Below are 15,954 nucleotides of genomic sequence, written 5' to 3' on the forward strand. Positions count from 1 at the left end.
GGGCTCCTCAGTGATGGTGATGATGCAGGACCAGGCGGCCATTGACGAAGTGACTCAGGGAGTCGCAGTGCCACTCCGGGGTCTCATCCGGGGTGATGTCGTGATCCCCCAGTGATGCCGGGGCGTCATCTTCCAGTGCCTTTTGCAGCAGGGCCTGACGCTCCTGAGCCACGGCCCGGCGCTCGGCCTGGTCACGCTGGCGGTCAAAGTAGGGCTTACCGGCGATCCAGGTGGTCTTGGCCCGGGCGTACACCGACAGGGGGGAGGCGTCCCAGAGCACTAGATCCGCCTGTTTGCCCTTCTCGATGGAGCCCACCAGGTGGTCCACCTTAAGCTGTTGAGCCGGGTTGAGGGTCACCATCTTCCAGGCCTCCTCCGGACTCATGCCGCAGTACATCACCGACTTGGCCGCCTCCTGGTTCAGCTTGCGGATAAGGTCGCGGCTGTCGGAGTTGATGCTGGTGTTCACCCCCTGCTCGGTCATCAGGCAGGCGTTGTGGGGGATGGCGTCGTACACCTCGAACTTGTAGGCCCACCAATCGGAGAAGGTGGAGGCGGTGGTGCCGGCGGCGGCCATCTCCTTGGCCACCTTGTAGCCCTCGAGGATGTGGGTGAAGGTCTGCACCTTGAAGTCCATCTCCTCGGCCAGCTCCAGCAGGGCGAGGATCTCCGACTGCACGTAGGAGTGTACGTGGATGTGACGCTCCGACTCCAGGATCTCCGCCAGGGCCTCCATACGGTAGTCCGGGCGGGGGGCCAGGGTCTGGCGCTTGTCGCCGCGGCGCAGGCGGTCGTAATCCTCTTGCGCCTGGCGGTACTCCCGGGCGGCCTGGAAGGCGTCCTGGATCAGGGCCGGCACCCCCATGCGGGTCTGCGGGTAGCGGGTGATGAACTCATCCCCCCAGTTGGACTGCTTGACGTTCTCCCCCAGGGCGAACTTGATGCTGGGCGGGGCGGCGTGGAACTTGAGCCCCTCGGCGTCCTCTCCCCAGCGCAGCTGGATGGTCTGGGACTGGCCCCCGATGGGGTTGGCGCTGCCGTGGAGGATCTGCGCCGTGGTCACCCCACCGGCCAGCGCCCGGTAGATGTGGATGTCGTTGGGGTCGAGCACGTCGCCGATGCGCACCTCGGAGGTGATGTTGTCGGACCCCTCGTTGGTGCCGCCGTAGAGGGCGATGTGGGAGTGCTCATCGACGATGCCGGCGGTCAGGTGCAGACCGGTGGCGTCGATCACCCGGTAACCCCGGGGGGTCTTGAGCGCCGTTCCGATGGCTTTGATCTGGCCATCCTCCACCAGCACGTCGGTGTTGGTCAGGATCCCCGCCTCGGCGGAGGTCCAGACGGTGGCGTTCTGGATGTGCAGCGACTCGGCGCGGGGGGGCTCGGTGAGGCCGTAGGCCCGGTTGGGGAAGGTCAGGCGGCTCAGATAGGGCGCCGGGGCCTCGGTGTCCCGGGGCGTTTCGGCCGTCTTGCCTCCCACGGCGGTGAGCACCAGGGGGCGCAGCTCGCCGCCGGGCAGCATCAGTTCACCGCGCAGCCCCTCGGGGGTGGGGGCCAGGGTAAACAGGCTGATCCCCTCATGGCCCTCCAGGCGCACCTTGAAGCTCAGCTGATGGGCGCTGGGGTTAAGGTCAAACAGCTCCAGGGCGGCTTCACCCAGGGCCAGGTGGCCGCTGAGACTGCCCTCGATGTTATCCAGGGTCAGCAACCACTGGAGCTCCTCCAGGGGCAGGTCCCACTCCCCCAGATAGGGGCGCAGGTGGTCCGGTGCGATGGGGTGATACTGACCCTGCAGATAGAGCGCCTCGATGTGGCCGCCGGCGAAGAGATCCCCCTTGGCCACCACCAGATCCGCCCGGTATCCAGGGGCGATCCGACCGGACTGATCGGCTACGCCGGCGATCTTGGCCGGCACCGTAGTCAGGGCCGCCAGGGCCTGCTGGGGGCTTAAACCGTGGGCCAGGGCCCGCTCCAGGCGGGGCCAGAACTGGTCTGAGTCGATGCCGTGCTGGGTCAGGGCGAAGCTGAGCCCGGCCTCGGCCACCGCGGCGGGGTTGCCGGGGGTGCGCTCCCAATGACGCAGTTGCTGAAGGCTGATGTCCAGGGCGTCACCGGTGTCCGACAGGCTGGGTTTGGCGGCCTGTTTCAGGGGCAGGATAAGCTGGGTTTTCTGCGCGCGCAGCTGGGGCAGGCGTTCGAACTCCAGTCCGGTGCCCACCACTACGGGGCGCACATTGAATGGCGACAACAGGCCCTGGGCCCTTAGGGCATCGTCGGGATGGCGGCCGGCAAAGATCACCGGCTCCGCGTCGATGTTGGCAAGGGCCGCCAGGCTCAGCTGAGGCTGCAGGGCCACGCTCAGGGCCTTGTCCTGTTGGGCTCGGTACCAGCGCGCGTCCGACAGGGTCTGGCGGATCAGCGCCATGGCCCCCATGATGGAGGCGGGGTACTCCTGGTGGGCGCTGCCACGATCAAAGGAGAGCTGGTGGGCGCCCTGGGCCTGGTAGATCAGGGTGTGGCTGGGGCCCTCGGCCAGGGACACCGTGGTGCCGCGGCCCTGGAAGATCCCATCCTGGAAGGCGGTGTGCACCGTGGTGAACCCGTTGGCTCGCCAGGTCTCGGCGCTGTCGTCGGGGTGGAAGTGTTCGGACCAGCGCATCTCACTGTGCACCGCGCCGTTGTAATGGCGCGCACCCTTGGGGCTGATGCTGTAGAGCGGGCCGCCATCGGCGTGGCTGGGATATTGCCAGTCCAGGCCGTACTGGGTGTAGGGATCAATAAAACCCGGGTAGAGGGTGTAGCCGGTCATATTGATTTCGAACGCCCCATCCGGCACCCGGTTATTGTTGGAAACGGTGCGAATAATGCCGTCTTCCAACACCAAAGTGGCGTTTTCCATTACGGTACCGGGTTCGGTAACGATGCGGGCGTGAGTCAGCGCGGTGATATTGGGGGTCTTATCTCGGATCCCTAATTCCGGCTCGGTTTGATTGATGGCCAGGGCGGGCTGGGTCAATCCCAAAGCGGCGGCCGCTCCCAGTAGCCAACGACGTTCCACAACCATGTGGTGCTCCCTGTTGTAATTATTGCTTCGTCGGGAGGCACATTATCCAGTTTCTTGCGTGAGGGTGGCAACGTCGAGATCACCCGGCGGCAACACAAAGTGTAACTATTGATGAAACAAAAACGGCTGCCCGGAGGCAGCCGCTTTCTTTAATGGGGAAGGATCACTTAATCAGGAAATCTTCCAGGGTGCGGCCGGCGTCCAGCTGCTCCTTGATGGCCTTGGGGGTGCGGCCCTGGCCGGTCCAGGTGATGCGCTCGCCATCCACCATGATTTCGTATTTCGGCGGACGCGGTGCCCGCTTTTTACGGGGGGCGGCTTCGGTGGCCACATTCAATTCATCGAGGCTGATGCCGTCTTCAGCCAATTGCTTGCGGATCGCTTCGATTTTGGCAATGCGCTCGGCGTTAGCGGCTTTTTCTTCAGCCAGTTCTTCTTCACGCTCTTCAGCGATCTTCTGCATCTTCTCGATTACTTCTTGCAGTTCGTCCAGGGTCAGACCTTTTAATTGAGCCTTTAGGCGACGTCCGTGGGTCAGGATCTCAAGAAACTCTGCCATGCTTTTTCAACCTTTGATGAACTAAATGGGGAGGGATTGCTTATTAGACTAGCACCAGATTATAGACCTGTCCCCTGTAAAATTAAATAACTTATCCCTGCTAATAAATATATCCAGATTGCCGACAATGTTTTCCACTCATTTTGATTCAGGTTGAGTTAAATAAAGGGCAAAAGTGGCGAACATCTAATCAATTCCGAGCTCAATATCGGCACCGCCCTGGCGTTGTCGAACCGCGAGAAACCGCCGGAAGACCGGGTGTTTTCGCCCTCCCCATGTCATGTTGACGTTTACGTTAACAGTAAGTAGAGTGGGCCGAGGATTGCGGCACTGTGCCGGTACGCAATAAAGGACAAAAAATGAAGATTCTGGTTCCCGTCAAACGGGTAGTGGACGCCAATGTTAAAGTGCGCGTCAAAGCGGATGAATCCGCGGTGGAGCTGGCCAATCTCAAGATGGCCCTCAACCCCTTCTGTGAGATCGCCGTCGAAGAGGCGGTGCGATTGAAAGAACAAGGCAAGGCCACCGAGGTGGTGGTGGTGTCCATCGGCCCCAAAGCGGCCCAGGAGCAACTGCGTACCGCCATGGCGCTGGGGGCCGACCGGGCCATCCACATCGAGACCGACGAGGAGCTGGTGCCCCTGTCCGTGGCCAAGCTGCTCAACGCCGTGGTGAACAACGAGCAGCCCCAGCTGGTGCTGCTGGGCAAGCAGTCCATCGACGGCGACAACAACCAGACCGGCCAGATGCTGGCGGCCCTGATGGGCGCCGGCCAGGCCACCTTCGCCTCCAAGGTGAGCGTCGAGGGCGAATCCGTTGAAGTGGTTCGGGAAGTGGACGGCGGCCTGCAGACCCTGAAGCTGGCCCTGCCGGCGGTGATCACCACGGATCTGCGTCTCAATGAGCCGCGCTACGCCTCCCTGCCCAACATCATGAAGGCCAAGCGCAAGCCCCTGGACACTCAGTCCGTGGAGGCGCTCGGGGTGAGCCTGGGTCAGCACCAGAAGGTGCTCAAGGTGGCCGCACCCAGCGAGCGTCAAGCCGGGGTGATGGTGGCTTCCGTCGAGGAGCTGGTGGACAAGCTGAAAAACGAAGCGAAGGTGGTCTAATGGCGATCCTGGTAATTGCAGAGCTGGATGGCCAGCTCAAGGCGGACACCGCCAAGGTGGTGAACGCGGCCCGGGCCCTGTCCGGTGAGATCCACCTGCTGGTGGCCGGTCATCAGGTGAGCGAGGCGGCCCAAGCGGCGGCGACCCTGGAAGGCGTGAGCAAGGTGCTGGTGGCGGAAGACGCCGGTTTCGAACATGGCCTGGCCGAGGGCCTGGCCAATCTGGTGGTGAGCCTGGGGGGTGAGTACAGCCACATCCTGGCGGCGGCCTCGGCCCAGGGCAAGGATCTGTTGCCCCGCGCCGCGGCACTGCTGGACGTCTCCATGTTGTCCGATGTGGTGCAGGTGGTCAGTGACGACACCTTTGTGCGCCCCATCTACGCCGGGAACGCCATGGCCACGGTGCAGTCCCTGGACCCCATCAAGCTGATGACGGTGCGCACCGCCGCCTTTGATGCCGTGGGCAGCCAGGCGGCCGCCGAGGTGGCCCAAGTGAGCGCCGAGACCGGCCAGGTTCTGTCCGAGTTTGTGGCCCTGGAGCGCATCGAGTCCGAGCGTCCGGAGCTGGGGGCCGCCCGAGTGGTGGTGTCCGGGGGTCGCGGTGTCGGCAGCGGCGAAAACTTCGCCCTGATTGAAGCCCTGGCCGATAAGCTGGGCGCGGCCGTGGGCGCCTCCCGGGCGGCGGTGGACGCCGGCTTTGTGCCCAACGACTACCAGGTGGGCCAGACCGGTAAGATCGTGGCGCCGGAGCTCTACATCGCAGTGGGGATCTCCGGAGCGATCCAGCACCTGGCGGGGATGAAGGACTCCAAGGTGATTGTGGCGATCAACAAGGACCCGGACGCCCCCATCTTCCAGGTGGCGGACTACGGCCTGGAGGGGGATCTGTTCGAGATCCTGCCCCACCTGACGGAGCAGCTCGGCTAAAACCGAGATCTGCGTCACAAAACGGCGGCCTGTTCTGGTTTCACCCCCCAAAGGTGTGATTAGAATGCCGCCGTTGTTTTGTCAGCCAGACAATTCAACTGCCTAAGCAAGGTAGAGGCGCACTGCCTATCAGTACTTCGGAGTAGGGTGATCCCCGAGCATCCCGAAGGAAAGGAGTCAGTGCCGAAGTGAACCGGGCGTCATCCCGTTTCGCTGGGGTCGTATCGAACAGGTGCGGCACTGCCATAGTAATCTCTGTCAGGACGACAGCAGTGGGTTTACTATGGAGCGCTACTGAAAGGACGGTGGATCACTTCATCATATCCCCCCTCGGCCCCGCGCCGTGTCAGTTGCTCTCCATCTCAATAACGACGACAACAAAAGATGGTTTCCTTTGACTTCGCCAACTCGGCGTTCGCTCTGTTGCCGCCTCTGGTGGCGATCCTGATGGCGGTCTTCACCCGCCGTGTCCTGCTCTCTTTGGGTGTGGGGGTGCTGATCGGTGCCCTGATGCACAACGGTTTCGGCCCCGTGGCCACCCTGACCGACATCGGCAGCCGGGCCATTGGCCTGTTTATCGATGACGGCGCCATCGACACCTGGAACGTGCCCCTGCTGGGCTTCCTGGTCGTGCTGGGCATGACCATCGCGATGATCAACGCCTCCGGTGCCGCCAAGGCTTTTGCCCGCTGGGCCCGCCGCCGGGTGAAAACCCGCCGTGACGCCCGCCTGATGACCATGGCACTGGGCTTTGTGGTGTTCATCGACGACTACTTCAACACCCTGGCGGTGGGCTCCGTAGCCAAGCCGGTGGCGGACGACCACAAGATCTCCCGCGAGGAGCTGGCCTACGGCGTGGACTCCACCGCGGCTCCGGTGTGCGTTATGGCCCCCATCTCCTCCTGGGGCGCCTACATTGTTGGCCTGATTGGCACCATCTTCGCGGCCCGTGAGATCAGCGACATCGGCGCCCTGAACGCCTTTATCCAGATGATCCCGATGAACCTCTATGCCCTGTTCGCCCTGGGCCTGCTGGGCTGCGTCATCGTCTTCAACCTGCAGATCGGTCCCATGGCCAAGGCCGCCCGCCGTGCCACCGAAACCGGTGAACTGTGGGATGGCAGCAAGGGCCTGCCGCCGGGCGCGGATCTGGACCTGCCGGAGGCGGACAACGGCTCCGTCTGGGGTCTGCTGCTGCCGATCCTGGGTCTGGTGGTGGCGTCCGTCTACTTCATGCTGGCCACCGGCGCTGCCAACCTCGGCGACGCGCCCTTTACCCTGATGGGGGCCCTGGAGAACACCGACACCACCATCGCCCTGTTCTACGCTGCCCTGGTGAGCCTGACCATCGCCCTGGGGATGGCCCTGCGCCAGAAGCTCTCCGGTGCGGTGATCGGCCGGGCCCTGATCAGCGGCGCCAAGTCCATGCTGCCGGCGGTGTACATCCTGCTGTTCGCCTGGACCATCGCCGGAGTGATCGGCGACCTGGAGACCGGCACCTACCTGGCCTCCCTGGTGGAGAGCTCCATGCCGATGTGGGTGCTGCCGCTGCTGATCTTCCTGCTGGCCGGCGTGACCGCCTTCGCCACCGGCACCAGCTGGGGCACCTTCGCCATCATGCTGCCCATCGCCGCGGACATCGCCCTGGCGGCGGACGTGGCCATGCTGCTGCCGCTGATGGCCGCGGTGCTGGCCGGTGCGGTGTTCGGTGATCACTGCTCCCCCATCTCCGACACCACGGTGCTCTCCGGCACCGGTGCCGGCTGTCACCACATCGACCACGTCACCACTCAGCTGCCCTACGCGCTGTCCGTGGCGGCCATCGCCGGCCTGGGTTACCTGGCCATCGGCATCACCCACTCCGCCCTGGCCGGCTTCCTGGTCAGCCTGGTGGCCCTGGTGGCCTGGGTGGTTGTGGTGCGTGGCTACTGCGCCCGCCAGGCCCCGCTGCCGGCGGCTTCACAGGCCTGAGGATTGGTCCCGACCGGCGGTGGTTCCCACCGCCGGTTTTCTATAAACTGGCGCGAACGACATTTTGGGGACCCCGCCTTGGCACAGCTCTACTTCTACTACTCGGCCATGAACGCCGGCAAATCCACCTCCCTGCTGCAATCCGCCTACAACTACCGTGAGCGTGGCATGGTGCCCTTGGTGCTGACCGCCGGCCTGGACGACCGATACGGCGTGGGCAAGATCACCTCCCGCATCGGCCTGGAGTCGGACGCCCTGATCTACCGCCGCGAGGACAACCTGGTGGCGCTGATCAAGGGGGAGCTGGCCCGGGGCGCGGTGCACTGCATCCTGGTGGACGAGAGCCAGTTCCTGACCAAGGCCCAGGTGCAGCAGCTGACCCACATCGTCGACACCCTGGACATCCCGGTGCTCTGCTACGGCCTGCGCACCGACTTCCAGGGGGAGCTGTTCGAAGGGGCCCAGTACCTGTTGGCCTGGGCGGACAAGCTGGTGGAGCTGAAGACCATCTGTCACTGCGGCCGCAAGGCCAACATGGTGGTGCGCATGGATGAGCAGGGCAACCCGGTGCGCGACGGCGACCAGGTGCAGATCGGCGGCAACGACAGCTACGTCTCCATGTGCCGCACCCACTTCCGCCAGTTGGTGTGGGACTGACCCCAACACAACGAAAAAACGCCAGCACAATGCTGGCGTTTTTTATGGCGTCGCGGTCATCGCCGGCGCGGGCCGGATTTAAGCTGTTCCAGTACGTACCACAGCGCCGCGCAGAAGATGAGTGAGTAGGCGGCCAGCTCGGTGCCCTCCTCGGCCAGGCTTTTCACCCCACGAACGTACTGCTCCCCCATCAGGGTGTCCCACAGCACCCCCATGCCAAACAGGCGGGAGAACACCATCAGCAGCGCCATGCCCGCCAGCATCAGGCCAAAACTCTGGTGCTGGGTGTAGCGCACCAGGGGCTGGGCACTGCTGTCGCGATGTTTCACCGCATAGTAGATGGCGGCAAAGGCGACGGTGTAGGCGGGGACTTTCCAGGCGCCGTGGTAGATCGCATCAAACAGCTGATCCAGCTCGCGGATCAGCAGGCAGAGAAAGAACCCCCCCACCAGGACCGCGAAGCCGCGCAGATCGGGGCGCCGATAGGCCAGGGCGCCAAACAGTCCGACGATAAGCGCCAGCAGGGATTCCTGCATGTACTCGATCAGGGAGGACTCGGGCACATGGCTGCCCAGGGCCACCACCTCGAAGTGGATGACACCGGCGGCCAGGGCGAGAAAGAGCGACAGGCCCAGGAATCGGTAGACCGCCGGTCGCATCTGCTGCCACAGGGAGGGCGCGACCGCCCGCGCCGCGCTGGGCGGGACGCTGTCCTGTGGCCAGGTGGTGTCGATGGGCCCCATGGGGGCGGATTGACTGCTGTGCATGGGGGTTCCCCTTGGTGATAACGGCAGCAGGGTAGGGCGGGGGCGCTGTACGCGAGTTGAACGCCTCAGTGCAGCGGCGGCCGGGGCGGCAGGATGGGAGGACGTTTACGGCAAGGCAAGAAAAAAGCCGCCTTTGGGGCGGCTTTTGTAGGGGGTGTGCCCAAGCTTAGGCGTTGTCGAAGCGCATCTCCGGCACCTCGTCCGGCACCACCAGCTCACCGGCGGTCTTGCTGATGATCTCCTCGACGCTGACCCCGGGGGCCCGCTCCACCAGGTGGAACTGGCCGTCGCGGATCTCGATGTAGGCCAAGTCCGTCACCACCTTGTTGATGCAGCCGGCGCCGGTCAGGGGCAGGGTGCACTGGGTCAGCAGCTTGGAGTTGCCCCGCTTGTCGGCGTGGGTCATGGTGACGATGATGTTGTCCGCCCCGGCCACCAGATCCATGGCGCCGCCCATCCCCTTGACCAGCTTGCCCGGGATCATCCAGGAGGCGATGTTGCCCTGCACGTCCACCTCGAAGGCGCCCAGCACCGTCAGGTCCACGTGGCCGCCGCGGATCATGGCGAAGGACTCCGCCGAGTGGAAGATGGAGGCGCCGGTGATGGCGGTGACCGTCTGCTTACCGGCGTTGATCATGTCGGCGTCCACCTCCTCCTCGGTGGGGAAGGGGCCCATGCCCAGCAGGCCGTTCTCCGACTGCAGCATCACCTGCATCCCCTCGGGCACGTAGTTGGCCACCAGGGTGGGGATCCCGATCCCCAGGTTGACGTAGTAGCCGTCCTTCAGTTCCTGGGCCACCCGCATGGCCAGTTGTTCACGACTCAGTGCCATGTTGGTCTCTCCTTATCCCTGACGCACGGTGCGTTGCTCGATGCGCTTCTCGAAGCGCCCCTGGATCACCCGGTTGACGTAGATCCCGGGGGTGTGGATCTGACTGGGATCCAGCTCGCCGGGCTCGACGATCTCCTCCACCTCCACCACGGTGATCTTGCCCGCGGTGGCCGCCATGGGATTGAAGTTCTGGGCGGTGTGGCGATAGATGACGTTGCCGAAGCGGTCCGCCTTCCAGCCTTTGACGATGGCGAAATCGCCGGTGATGGACTCCTCCAGGATGTAGGGGCGGCCGCTGAACTCCCGCACCTCCTTGCCCTCCCCCACCGGGGTACCGTAACCGGTGGCGGTAAAGAAGGCGGGGATCCCGGCGCCGCCGGCCCGCATCTTCTCCGCCAGGGTGCCCTGGGGCGTCAGCTCCACCTCCAGTTCCCCGGAGAGCAGCTGCTGCTCGAACAGGGCGTTCTCCCCCACGTAGGAGGCGATCATCTTCTTGATCTGGCGGTCCTCCAGCAGCAGGCCCAGGCCGAAGCCGTCGACCCCGGCGTTGTTGGAGACCACGGTCAGCTCCCGGGTGCCCATCGCCTTGATGCGGGCGATCAGCCCCTCGGGAATGCCGCACAGGCCGAAGCCGCCGGCGATGATGGTCATGCCGTCGGTCAGGCCCGCCAGGGCCTCCTCGTAGCTGCCGACCACTTTGTCGAATCCAGACATCCTTATTCTCCGTTCCGTTAGGCTTGCTGGGCGGTGCCGCGGCCACTTAAGGCGCGGGCCACCTTGGCGCCGTTGGGGCGCCCCAGTCGTTGGCTGATGGCGTTGCCCGCCTGTACCAGGGCCTCCAGATCCACCCCGTGGCGGATCCCCAGGCCGTTCAGCAGGTACACCAGATCTTCGGTGGCCAGGTTGCCACTGGCGCCGGCGGCGTAGGGGCAGCCCCCCAGGCCCGCCACCGCGCTGTCGATGGTGCTGACCCCCAGCTCCAGGCAGGCCAGTACGTTGGCCAGGGCCTGACCGTAGGTATCGTGAAAATGCAGGGCCAGGGCGCTCAGGGGCACCCGGGCCGCCACCGCTTCCACCATGGCCACCGCCCGGTCAGCGGTGCCCACCCCGATGGTGTCTCCCAGGGAGATCTCGTAACAGCCCATGGCATAGAGGGCATGAGCCACCTCCGCCACCTTGGCCGGGGCCACGGCCCCCTCGTAGGGGCAGCCCAGCACGCAGGAGACGTAGCCCCGCACCTTAAGCCCGGCCTCCTCCGCCGCCACCATCACCGGCTCGAAACGGGCCAGGGACTCGGCCACCGAGCAGTTGATGTTCTTCTGGCTGAACGCCTCCGAGGCGGCGCCAAACACCGCCACCTCGTCCACCCCGGCGGCCTGGGCCGCGTCAAACCCCCTGAGGTTGGGGGTCAGGGCGGCGTAGCGCACGCCGCTGCGACGGGTGATCTGCGCAAACAGCTGGTCCGCCTCGGCCATCTGGGGCACCCACTTGGGAGAGACGAAGCTGCCCGCCTCGATGTGGCGCAAACCGGTGCCCGAGAGGGCGTCCACCAGGGCGATGCGATCCGCCAGGGTCACCTGGGCTTCGTTTTGCAGACCGTCCCGGGGGCCGACCTCGACGATCTTGACCTCTCTTGGCCTCATGCCTCGGCCTCCCCGTCCAAGGCCACCAGGGCGGTGCCGTCGCTGACCTGGTCGCCTTCGGCAAAGGGCAGGGCGGTGACGATGCCATTGAAAGGCGCACTGATGGTGTACTCCATCTTCATCGCCTCCATCACCACCAGGGCCTGGCCGCTGCTGACCTTATCGCCCACTGCAACCAGGTTGGTCACCAGGGTGCCGTTCATAGGCGCCTGCAGCGCCTTGTCGGCGTCGCCGGCGCTCTGCTCCCCCTGGTGGCTCACCTGGCTGAAGCGCAGCGGGCCGCCGGGCAGCAGCACGGTGACGCCGGTCTCGTCGCGATGGCAGGGCCAGGACTTGAGGTGGCCGTTGAGCTCCAGGCGCATCCGGTCGGCGCTGTTCACCAGCGCCACCTGGGCGGTGATGCCGTTCAGCTCGGTCTGCCAGCCATGTTCGGAGGCGGTGAGGACCATGGGGTAGTGCTCGCCGTGCTCATCTTCGAGCAACAACTGGGCCCGGGCCGGGGCGTTCAGGCGCCAGCCGGTGGGCGCGGCGCCGCTGTCCGACTCGGCCAGCAGGCTCAGGGCCACCGCCCAAGCGGCGGGCCAGGCGTCGTGACTGGGGGCCAGCAGGGCGTCGCTGTGCTGTTCAATAAAGCCGGTGTGCAGCTCGGCCTCGGCAAAGGCCGGGTGATCGGCGATGCGGTGCAAAAAGGGCAAGTTGGTGGTGATCCCCGCCAGTTCGCTCTGGGCCAGGGCCTGCACCAGGCGGCGGATCGCCATGCGGCGGTCGTCGCCGAAGCAGATGAGCTTGGCGATCATGGGATCGTAGTAGGCGGTAATGGCGTCGCCCTCCACCACCCCGGTGTCCACCCGCACCCCGTCCCCTTCCGGCCAGCGCAGGCGGGCCAGGGTGCCGGTGGCGGGGAGGAAGTCCCGCTGGGGATCCTCGGCGTAGAGGCGCACCTCCACGGCGTGACCGCGGATGGCGATCTGCTCCTGGGTCAGGGGCAGGGGTTCGCCGGCGGCCACCTTGAGCTGCCAGGCCACCAGGTCCTGGCCGGTCACCAGCTCGGTAACCGGGTGCTCCACCTGCAGCCGGGTGTTCATCTCCATAAAGTAGAAGTGGCCCTGGTCGTCCACCAGGTACTCCACGGTGCCGGCCCCCAGGTAGTCGATCGCCTTGGCGGCGCGCACCGAGGCTTCGCCCATCTCGGCCCGCAGGGCGTCGGAGAGCCCCGGTGCCGGCGCCTCCTCCACCACCTTCTGGTGGCGGCGCTGGATGGAGCAATCCCGGTCCGACAGGTAGACGGCGTTGCCGTGGCTGTCGGCGAACACCTGCACCTCCACATGACGGGGTGCGGTGAGGTAGCGCTCCAGCAGCAGCTGGTCGTTGCCAAAGGCACTTTGGGCTTCGCGGCGGGCGGTGGCCAGGGCGGCGGCCAGTTCCTCGCTGCGCTCGACGATGCGCATCCCCTTGCCGCCGCCACCGAAGGCGGCCTTGACCAGCAGGGGGTAGCCGATCTTTTCCGCTTCCTCGGTTAGACGCTCATCGGACTGCTCGTCACCGTGGTAACCCGGCAGCATGGGCACCCCAGCGGTGGCCATGATCGCCTTGGCGGCGCTTTTCGACCCCATCTTGGCGATGGCGTCGGCCTTGGGACCGATAAAGTGGATCCCCGCCTGCTCGCAGGCCTCGGCAAACTCCGGGTTCTCAGACAGGAAGCCGTAACCGGGGTGAACGGCATCGCAGTGGGACTCCCGGGCCACCTTGAGCAGCAGCTCGGCGTCCAGGTAGGAGAGGCGGGCTTCCGCCGGCCCCAGTCGGAAGGCTTCGTCCGCCATGGCCACATGGCGGGCGTGACGGTCGGCGTCGGAGTAGACGGCCACTGTGGCGACGCCAAGGCGACGGCAGGTGTCGATGACCCGACAGGCGATCTCACCGCGGTTGGCGATGAGGACTTTATTGATGTTCATTGGGCCTCCTGCCGCTTTGAGTGTTGCCATGCCGGTGGGCGCTTGTCGAAAAACGCCTGCAGCCCCTCCTGCCCCTCCGGGGTGACCCGGATGGCGGCGATGCGACGGGCGGTCTCTTCGCAGAGGGCCTCGTCGATGGGGGCGTCGCTGACCAGGGCCAGCAGGGATTTGCCGGCGCGCAGGGCCTGGGGCCCATTGGCCAGCAGCGCGTCGATGAGCGGCTGGGCGGCCTCGGCCGGCTGCTCCGCCAGTTCGTGTACCAGCCCCAGGGCCTGGGCCTGGGCGCCGTCGAAACGCTCGGCGGTCAGGGCGTAGCGGCGCATCTGACGCGGGCCGATGGCGCGGCTGACGTAGGGGCTGATGGCCGCGGGAATGAGCCCCAGTTTCACCTCGGAGAGGCAGAACAGGCTGTCCGGTTGGGCCACCACGACGTCGGCGCAGGCGATGAGCCCCAGGGCGCCCCCGAAGGCCGCTCCCTGGACCTGGGCCAGCACCGGGATGGGCAGGGTGTCGAGGCGGCGCATCAGCTCGGCCAGCTGGCGAGCGTCCGCCAGGTTGGCCTCGGCGTCCATCTGGGCCTGGGCCTTCATCCAGGCCAGATCGGCCCCGGCACAGAAGTGTTTGCCCCGGGCGTCCAGCACCAGCAGGCTCAGGGCGTTGTCCTCGGCCACCCGGGCCAGGGCGTCCAGCAGCTCGGCGATGGTTTCGGCGTTGAAGGCGTTGTGCTTGTCCGGCCGGTTCAGCGTCAGCCGGGCCAGGGGCCCCTGCTGGGTCAGTTCAATGTATTGGTAGGCCATGGGTCACATCCTGAAGACGCCGAAGCGGGTGGGGGTGGCCGGGGCGTTCATGGCAGCGGAGAGGGCCAGGCCCACCACATCTCGGGTCTGGGCCGGATCGATGATGCCGTCGTCCCACAGCCGGGCGCTGGCGTAGTAGGGGTGGCCCTGGCGCTCGTACTGCTCGACGATGGGGGCTTTGAACGCTTCCTGCTCCGCCTGGGGCCACTCGACCCCCTTCTTGGCCAGCTGATCGGCCTTAACCTGGGCCAGCACGTTGCCGGCCTGCTCGCCGCCCATCACAGAGATGCGGGTATTGGGCCAGCTCCACATCATGGTGGGGTCGAACGCGCGGCCACACATGCCGTAGTTGCCGGCGCCGTAGCTGCCGCCGATCACCACGGTGAACTTGGGCACGGTGGCGCAGGAGACCGCGGTCACCAGCTTGGCGCCGTGCTTGGCGATCCCTTCGTGCTCGTACTTCTGGCCCACCATAAAGCCGGTGATGTTCTGCAGGAACAGCAGCGGGATCCCCCGCTGGCAGCACAGCTCGATAAAGTGGGCGCCCTTCTGGGCGGACTCGGAGAAGAGGATCCCGTTGTTGGCGAGGATGCCGATGGGGTAGCCGTGCAGGCGGGCAAAGCCGCACACCAGGGTGGAACCGAAGCGGGCCTTGAACTCGTCGAAGTCGGAGTCGTCCACCAGGCGGGCGATCACCTCGCGCACCTCGAACGGCTGCTTCAGGTTGGTACCAACGATGCCGTACAGCTCCCGGGCATCGAAGCGCGGCGGCTTGACCGGCGCCGGGCTCAGGGGGTTGGCTTTTTGGTGGTTCAGGCGGGTCACCGCCTGGCGGGCCAGCTGCAGGGCGTGCTGGTCGTTGTCCGCCAGGTGATCGGCCACCCCGGAGATCTCGGTGTGGACGCGGCCGCCGCCGAGATCCTCGGCGCTGATCTCCTCCCCGGTGGCCGCTTTCACCAGCGGCGGACCGGCCAGGAAGATGCTGGCCTGCTCCTTGACCATGATGGACTCGTCCGCCATGGCCGGCACATAGGCACCACCGGCGGTGCACAGCCCCATCACCACGGCGATCTGGGGGATCCCCTCCGCGGACATCTGGGCCTGGTTGAAGAAGATGCGGCCGAAGTGGTCGCGGTCCGGGAACACCTCGTCCTGGCGGGGCAGGAAGGCGCCGCCGGAGTCCACCAGGTAGATGCAGGGCAGGTGGCAGCGCCGGGCGATCTCCTGGGCACGCAGGTGCTTTTTCACCGTCAGAGGGTAGTAGGTGCCCCCCTTTACGGTGGCGTCGTTGGCGATGATCATGCATTCGACGCCGCTGACCCGACCGATGCCGGCGATCACCCCGGCGGCGGGCACCAGGTCTTCGTAACACTCGAAGGCGGCCATCTGGCCGATCTCCAGGAAGGGGGCGCCGACGTCGAGCAGCTGCTCGACCCGCTCCCGGGGCAGCAGCTTGCCGCGGCTGGTGTGCCGCTCGCGGGCGACCTCAGAGCCGCCGGGGAGGATCGCCGCCAGTTTGGCGTTGAGATCCGCCACCAGCTCGGCCATGGCGTCATGACGCAGCCGAAAGGCACCGTCATGCTGATTGATGGTGGAGTGCAGTTGGGTCACTGTCTGGTTCCTTGTCGTTGACGACACTGCACACCGGACCCCTTGTCGGGGCCCGGTGCGGAAGGG

General features: G+C 65.8%; 13 protein-coding genes and 1 riboswitch. Of the genes, 4 read left to right on the top strand and 9 right to left on the bottom strand.

What is annotated here, in order from left to right; genetic code table 11:
* Positions 1 to 7: 7 nt before the first annotated feature.
* Together KUV81_RS00975 and KUV81_RS00980 are read right to left on the bottom strand one after the other, a co-directional pair.
* Positions 8 to 3,064, bottom strand: coding sequence for an amidohydrolase family protein (locus KUV81_RS00975; protein ID WP_222541973.1), 3,057 nt, complete (start codon positions 3,062 to 3,064; stop codon positions 8 to 10).
* A gap of 163 nt (positions 3,065 to 3,227) precedes the next feature.
* A complete protein-coding gene (locus tag KUV81_RS00980) occupies positions 3,228 to 3,623 on the bottom strand; it encodes an H-NS family nucleoid-associated regulatory protein (protein ID WP_222541974.1) in 396 nt (131 codons plus the stop codon).
* A gap of 359 nt (positions 3,624 to 3,982) precedes the next feature.
* Here KUV81_RS00980 and KUV81_RS00985 point away from each other — a divergent pair, with 359 nt between their 5' ends.
* The 4 genes from KUV81_RS00985 (at position 3,983) to KUV81_RS01000 (ending at position 8,286) form a co-directional block, all read left to right on the top strand.
* Positions 3,983 to 4,732 (top strand): electron transfer flavoprotein subunit beta/FixA family protein, encoded by a 750-nt coding sequence (locus tag KUV81_RS00985; RefSeq protein ID WP_222541975.1) that lies wholly within the window; start codon positions 3,983 to 3,985, stop codon positions 4,730 to 4,732.
* Complete coding sequence (locus KUV81_RS00990) at positions 4,732 to 5,658, top strand: FAD-binding protein (RefSeq protein WP_222541976.1); 927 nt, start codon at positions 4,732 to 4,734, stop codon at positions 5,656 to 5,658. Before KUV81_RS00985 ends, KUV81_RS00990 begins: the two co-directional genes overlap by 1 nt.
* A gap of 104 nt (positions 5,659 to 5,762) precedes the next feature.
* A riboswitch (Lysine riboswitch) is annotated at positions 5,763 to 5,960 on the top strand.
* 82 nt (positions 5,961 to 6,042) lie between these two features.
* A complete protein-coding gene (locus KUV81_RS00995; protein ID WP_222541977.1) occupies positions 6,043 to 7,629 on the top strand; it encodes a Na+/H+ antiporter NhaC family protein in 1,587 nt (528 codons plus the stop codon).
* A 78-nt stretch (positions 7,630 to 7,707) separates the two neighbouring features.
* Positions 7,708 to 8,286, top strand: a complete 579-nt coding sequence (locus tag KUV81_RS01000; protein WP_222541978.1) for a thymidine kinase — start codon at positions 7,708 to 7,710, stop codon at positions 8,284 to 8,286.
* Between the two features lie 56 nt (positions 8,287 to 8,342).
* On the opposite strand, the gene KUV81_RS01005 is transcribed toward KUV81_RS01000, so the two are convergent.
* From KUV81_RS01005 to KUV81_RS01035, 7 genes are all read right to left on the bottom strand, one after another.
* Positions 8,343 to 9,053, bottom strand: coding sequence for a transporter (locus tag KUV81_RS01005; protein WP_222541979.1), 711 nt, complete (start codon positions 9,051 to 9,053; stop codon positions 8,343 to 8,345).
* A gap of 166 nt (positions 9,054 to 9,219) precedes the next feature.
* Complete coding sequence (locus KUV81_RS01010) at positions 9,220 to 9,885, bottom strand: CoA transferase subunit B (protein ID WP_222541980.1); 666 nt, start codon at positions 9,883 to 9,885, stop codon at positions 9,220 to 9,222.
* Between the two features lie 12 nt (positions 9,886 to 9,897).
* Entirely contained in the window at positions 9,898 to 10,599 is a 702-nt protein-coding gene (locus tag KUV81_RS01015) for a CoA transferase subunit A (protein ID WP_222541981.1), read from the bottom strand.
* Positions 10,600 to 10,616: 17 nt separating this feature from the next.
* On the bottom strand, positions 10,617 to 11,528 hold the full coding sequence (locus KUV81_RS01020) for a hydroxymethylglutaryl-CoA lyase (protein WP_222541982.1): 912 nt from the start codon (positions 11,526 to 11,528) through the stop codon (positions 10,617 to 10,619).
* On the bottom strand, positions 11,525 to 13,480 hold the full coding sequence (locus KUV81_RS01025; RefSeq protein ID WP_222541983.1) for an acetyl/propionyl/methylcrotonyl-CoA carboxylase subunit alpha: 1,956 nt from the start codon (positions 13,478 to 13,480) through the stop codon (positions 11,525 to 11,527). The genes KUV81_RS01020 and KUV81_RS01025 overlap by 4 nt, the downstream gene beginning before the upstream one ends.
* Positions 13,477 to 14,277, bottom strand: coding sequence for an enoyl-CoA hydratase-related protein (locus KUV81_RS01030; RefSeq protein ID WP_222541984.1), 801 nt, complete (start codon positions 14,275 to 14,277; stop codon positions 13,477 to 13,479). Before KUV81_RS01030 ends, KUV81_RS01025 begins: the two co-directional genes overlap by 4 nt.
* Positions 14,278 to 14,280: 3 nt before the next feature.
* Positions 14,281 to 15,888: a carboxyl transferase domain-containing protein gene (locus KUV81_RS01035; protein WP_222541985.1), complete on the bottom strand. Its 1,608-nt coding sequence runs from the start codon at positions 15,886 to 15,888 to the stop codon at positions 14,281 to 14,283.
* Positions 15,889 to 15,954 lie beyond the last annotated feature (66 nt).

The sequence above is a fragment of the Ferrimonas balearica genome, from assembly GCF_019802085.1.
GTDB lineage: Bacteria > Pseudomonadota > Gammaproteobacteria > Enterobacterales > Shewanellaceae > Ferrimonas > Ferrimonas balearica_B.

What these genes read in the sequence shown, in the direction of transcription:
- KUV81_RS00975 (WP_222541973.1), bottom strand. Translation starts at nt 3,064, where the DNA reads ATGGTTGTGGAACGTCGTTGGCTACTGGGAGCGGCCGCCGCTTTGGGA.
- KUV81_RS00980 (WP_222541974.1), bottom strand. Translation starts at nt 3,623, where the DNA reads ATGGCAGAGTTTCTTGAGATCCTGACCCACGGACGTCGCCTAAAGGCT.
- KUV81_RS00985 (WP_222541975.1), top strand. Translation starts at nt 3,983, where the DNA reads ATGAAGATTCTGGTTCCCGTCAAACGGGTAGTGGACGCCAATGTTAAA.
- KUV81_RS00990 (WP_222541976.1), top strand. Translation starts at nt 4,732, where the DNA reads ATGGCGATCCTGGTAATTGCAGAGCTGGATGGCCAGCTCAAGGCGGAC.
- KUV81_RS00995 (WP_222541977.1), top strand. Translation starts at nt 6,043, where the DNA reads ATGGTTTCCTTTGACTTCGCCAACTCGGCGTTCGCTCTGTTGCCGCCT.
- KUV81_RS01005 (WP_222541979.1), bottom strand. Translation starts at nt 9,053, where the DNA reads ATGCACAGCAGTCAATCCGCCCCCATGGGGCCCATCGACACCACCTGG.
- KUV81_RS01010 (WP_222541980.1), bottom strand. Translation starts at nt 9,885, where the DNA reads ATGGCACTGAGTCGTGAACAACTGGCCATGCGGGTGGCCCAGGAACTG.
- KUV81_RS01015 (WP_222541981.1), bottom strand. Translation starts at nt 10,599, where the DNA reads ATGTCTGGATTCGACAAAGTGGTCGGCAGCTACGAGGAGGCCCTGGCG.
- KUV81_RS01020 (WP_222541982.1), bottom strand. Translation starts at nt 11,528, where the DNA reads ATGAGGCCAAGAGAGGTCAAGATCGTCGAGGTCGGCCCCCGGGACGGT.
- KUV81_RS01025 (WP_222541983.1), bottom strand. Translation starts at nt 13,480, where the DNA reads ATGAACATCAATAAAGTCCTCATCGCCAACCGCGGTGAGATCGCCTGT.
- KUV81_RS01030 (WP_222541984.1), bottom strand. Translation starts at nt 14,277, where the DNA reads ATGGCCTACCAATACATTGAACTGACCCAGCAGGGGCCCCTGGCCCGG.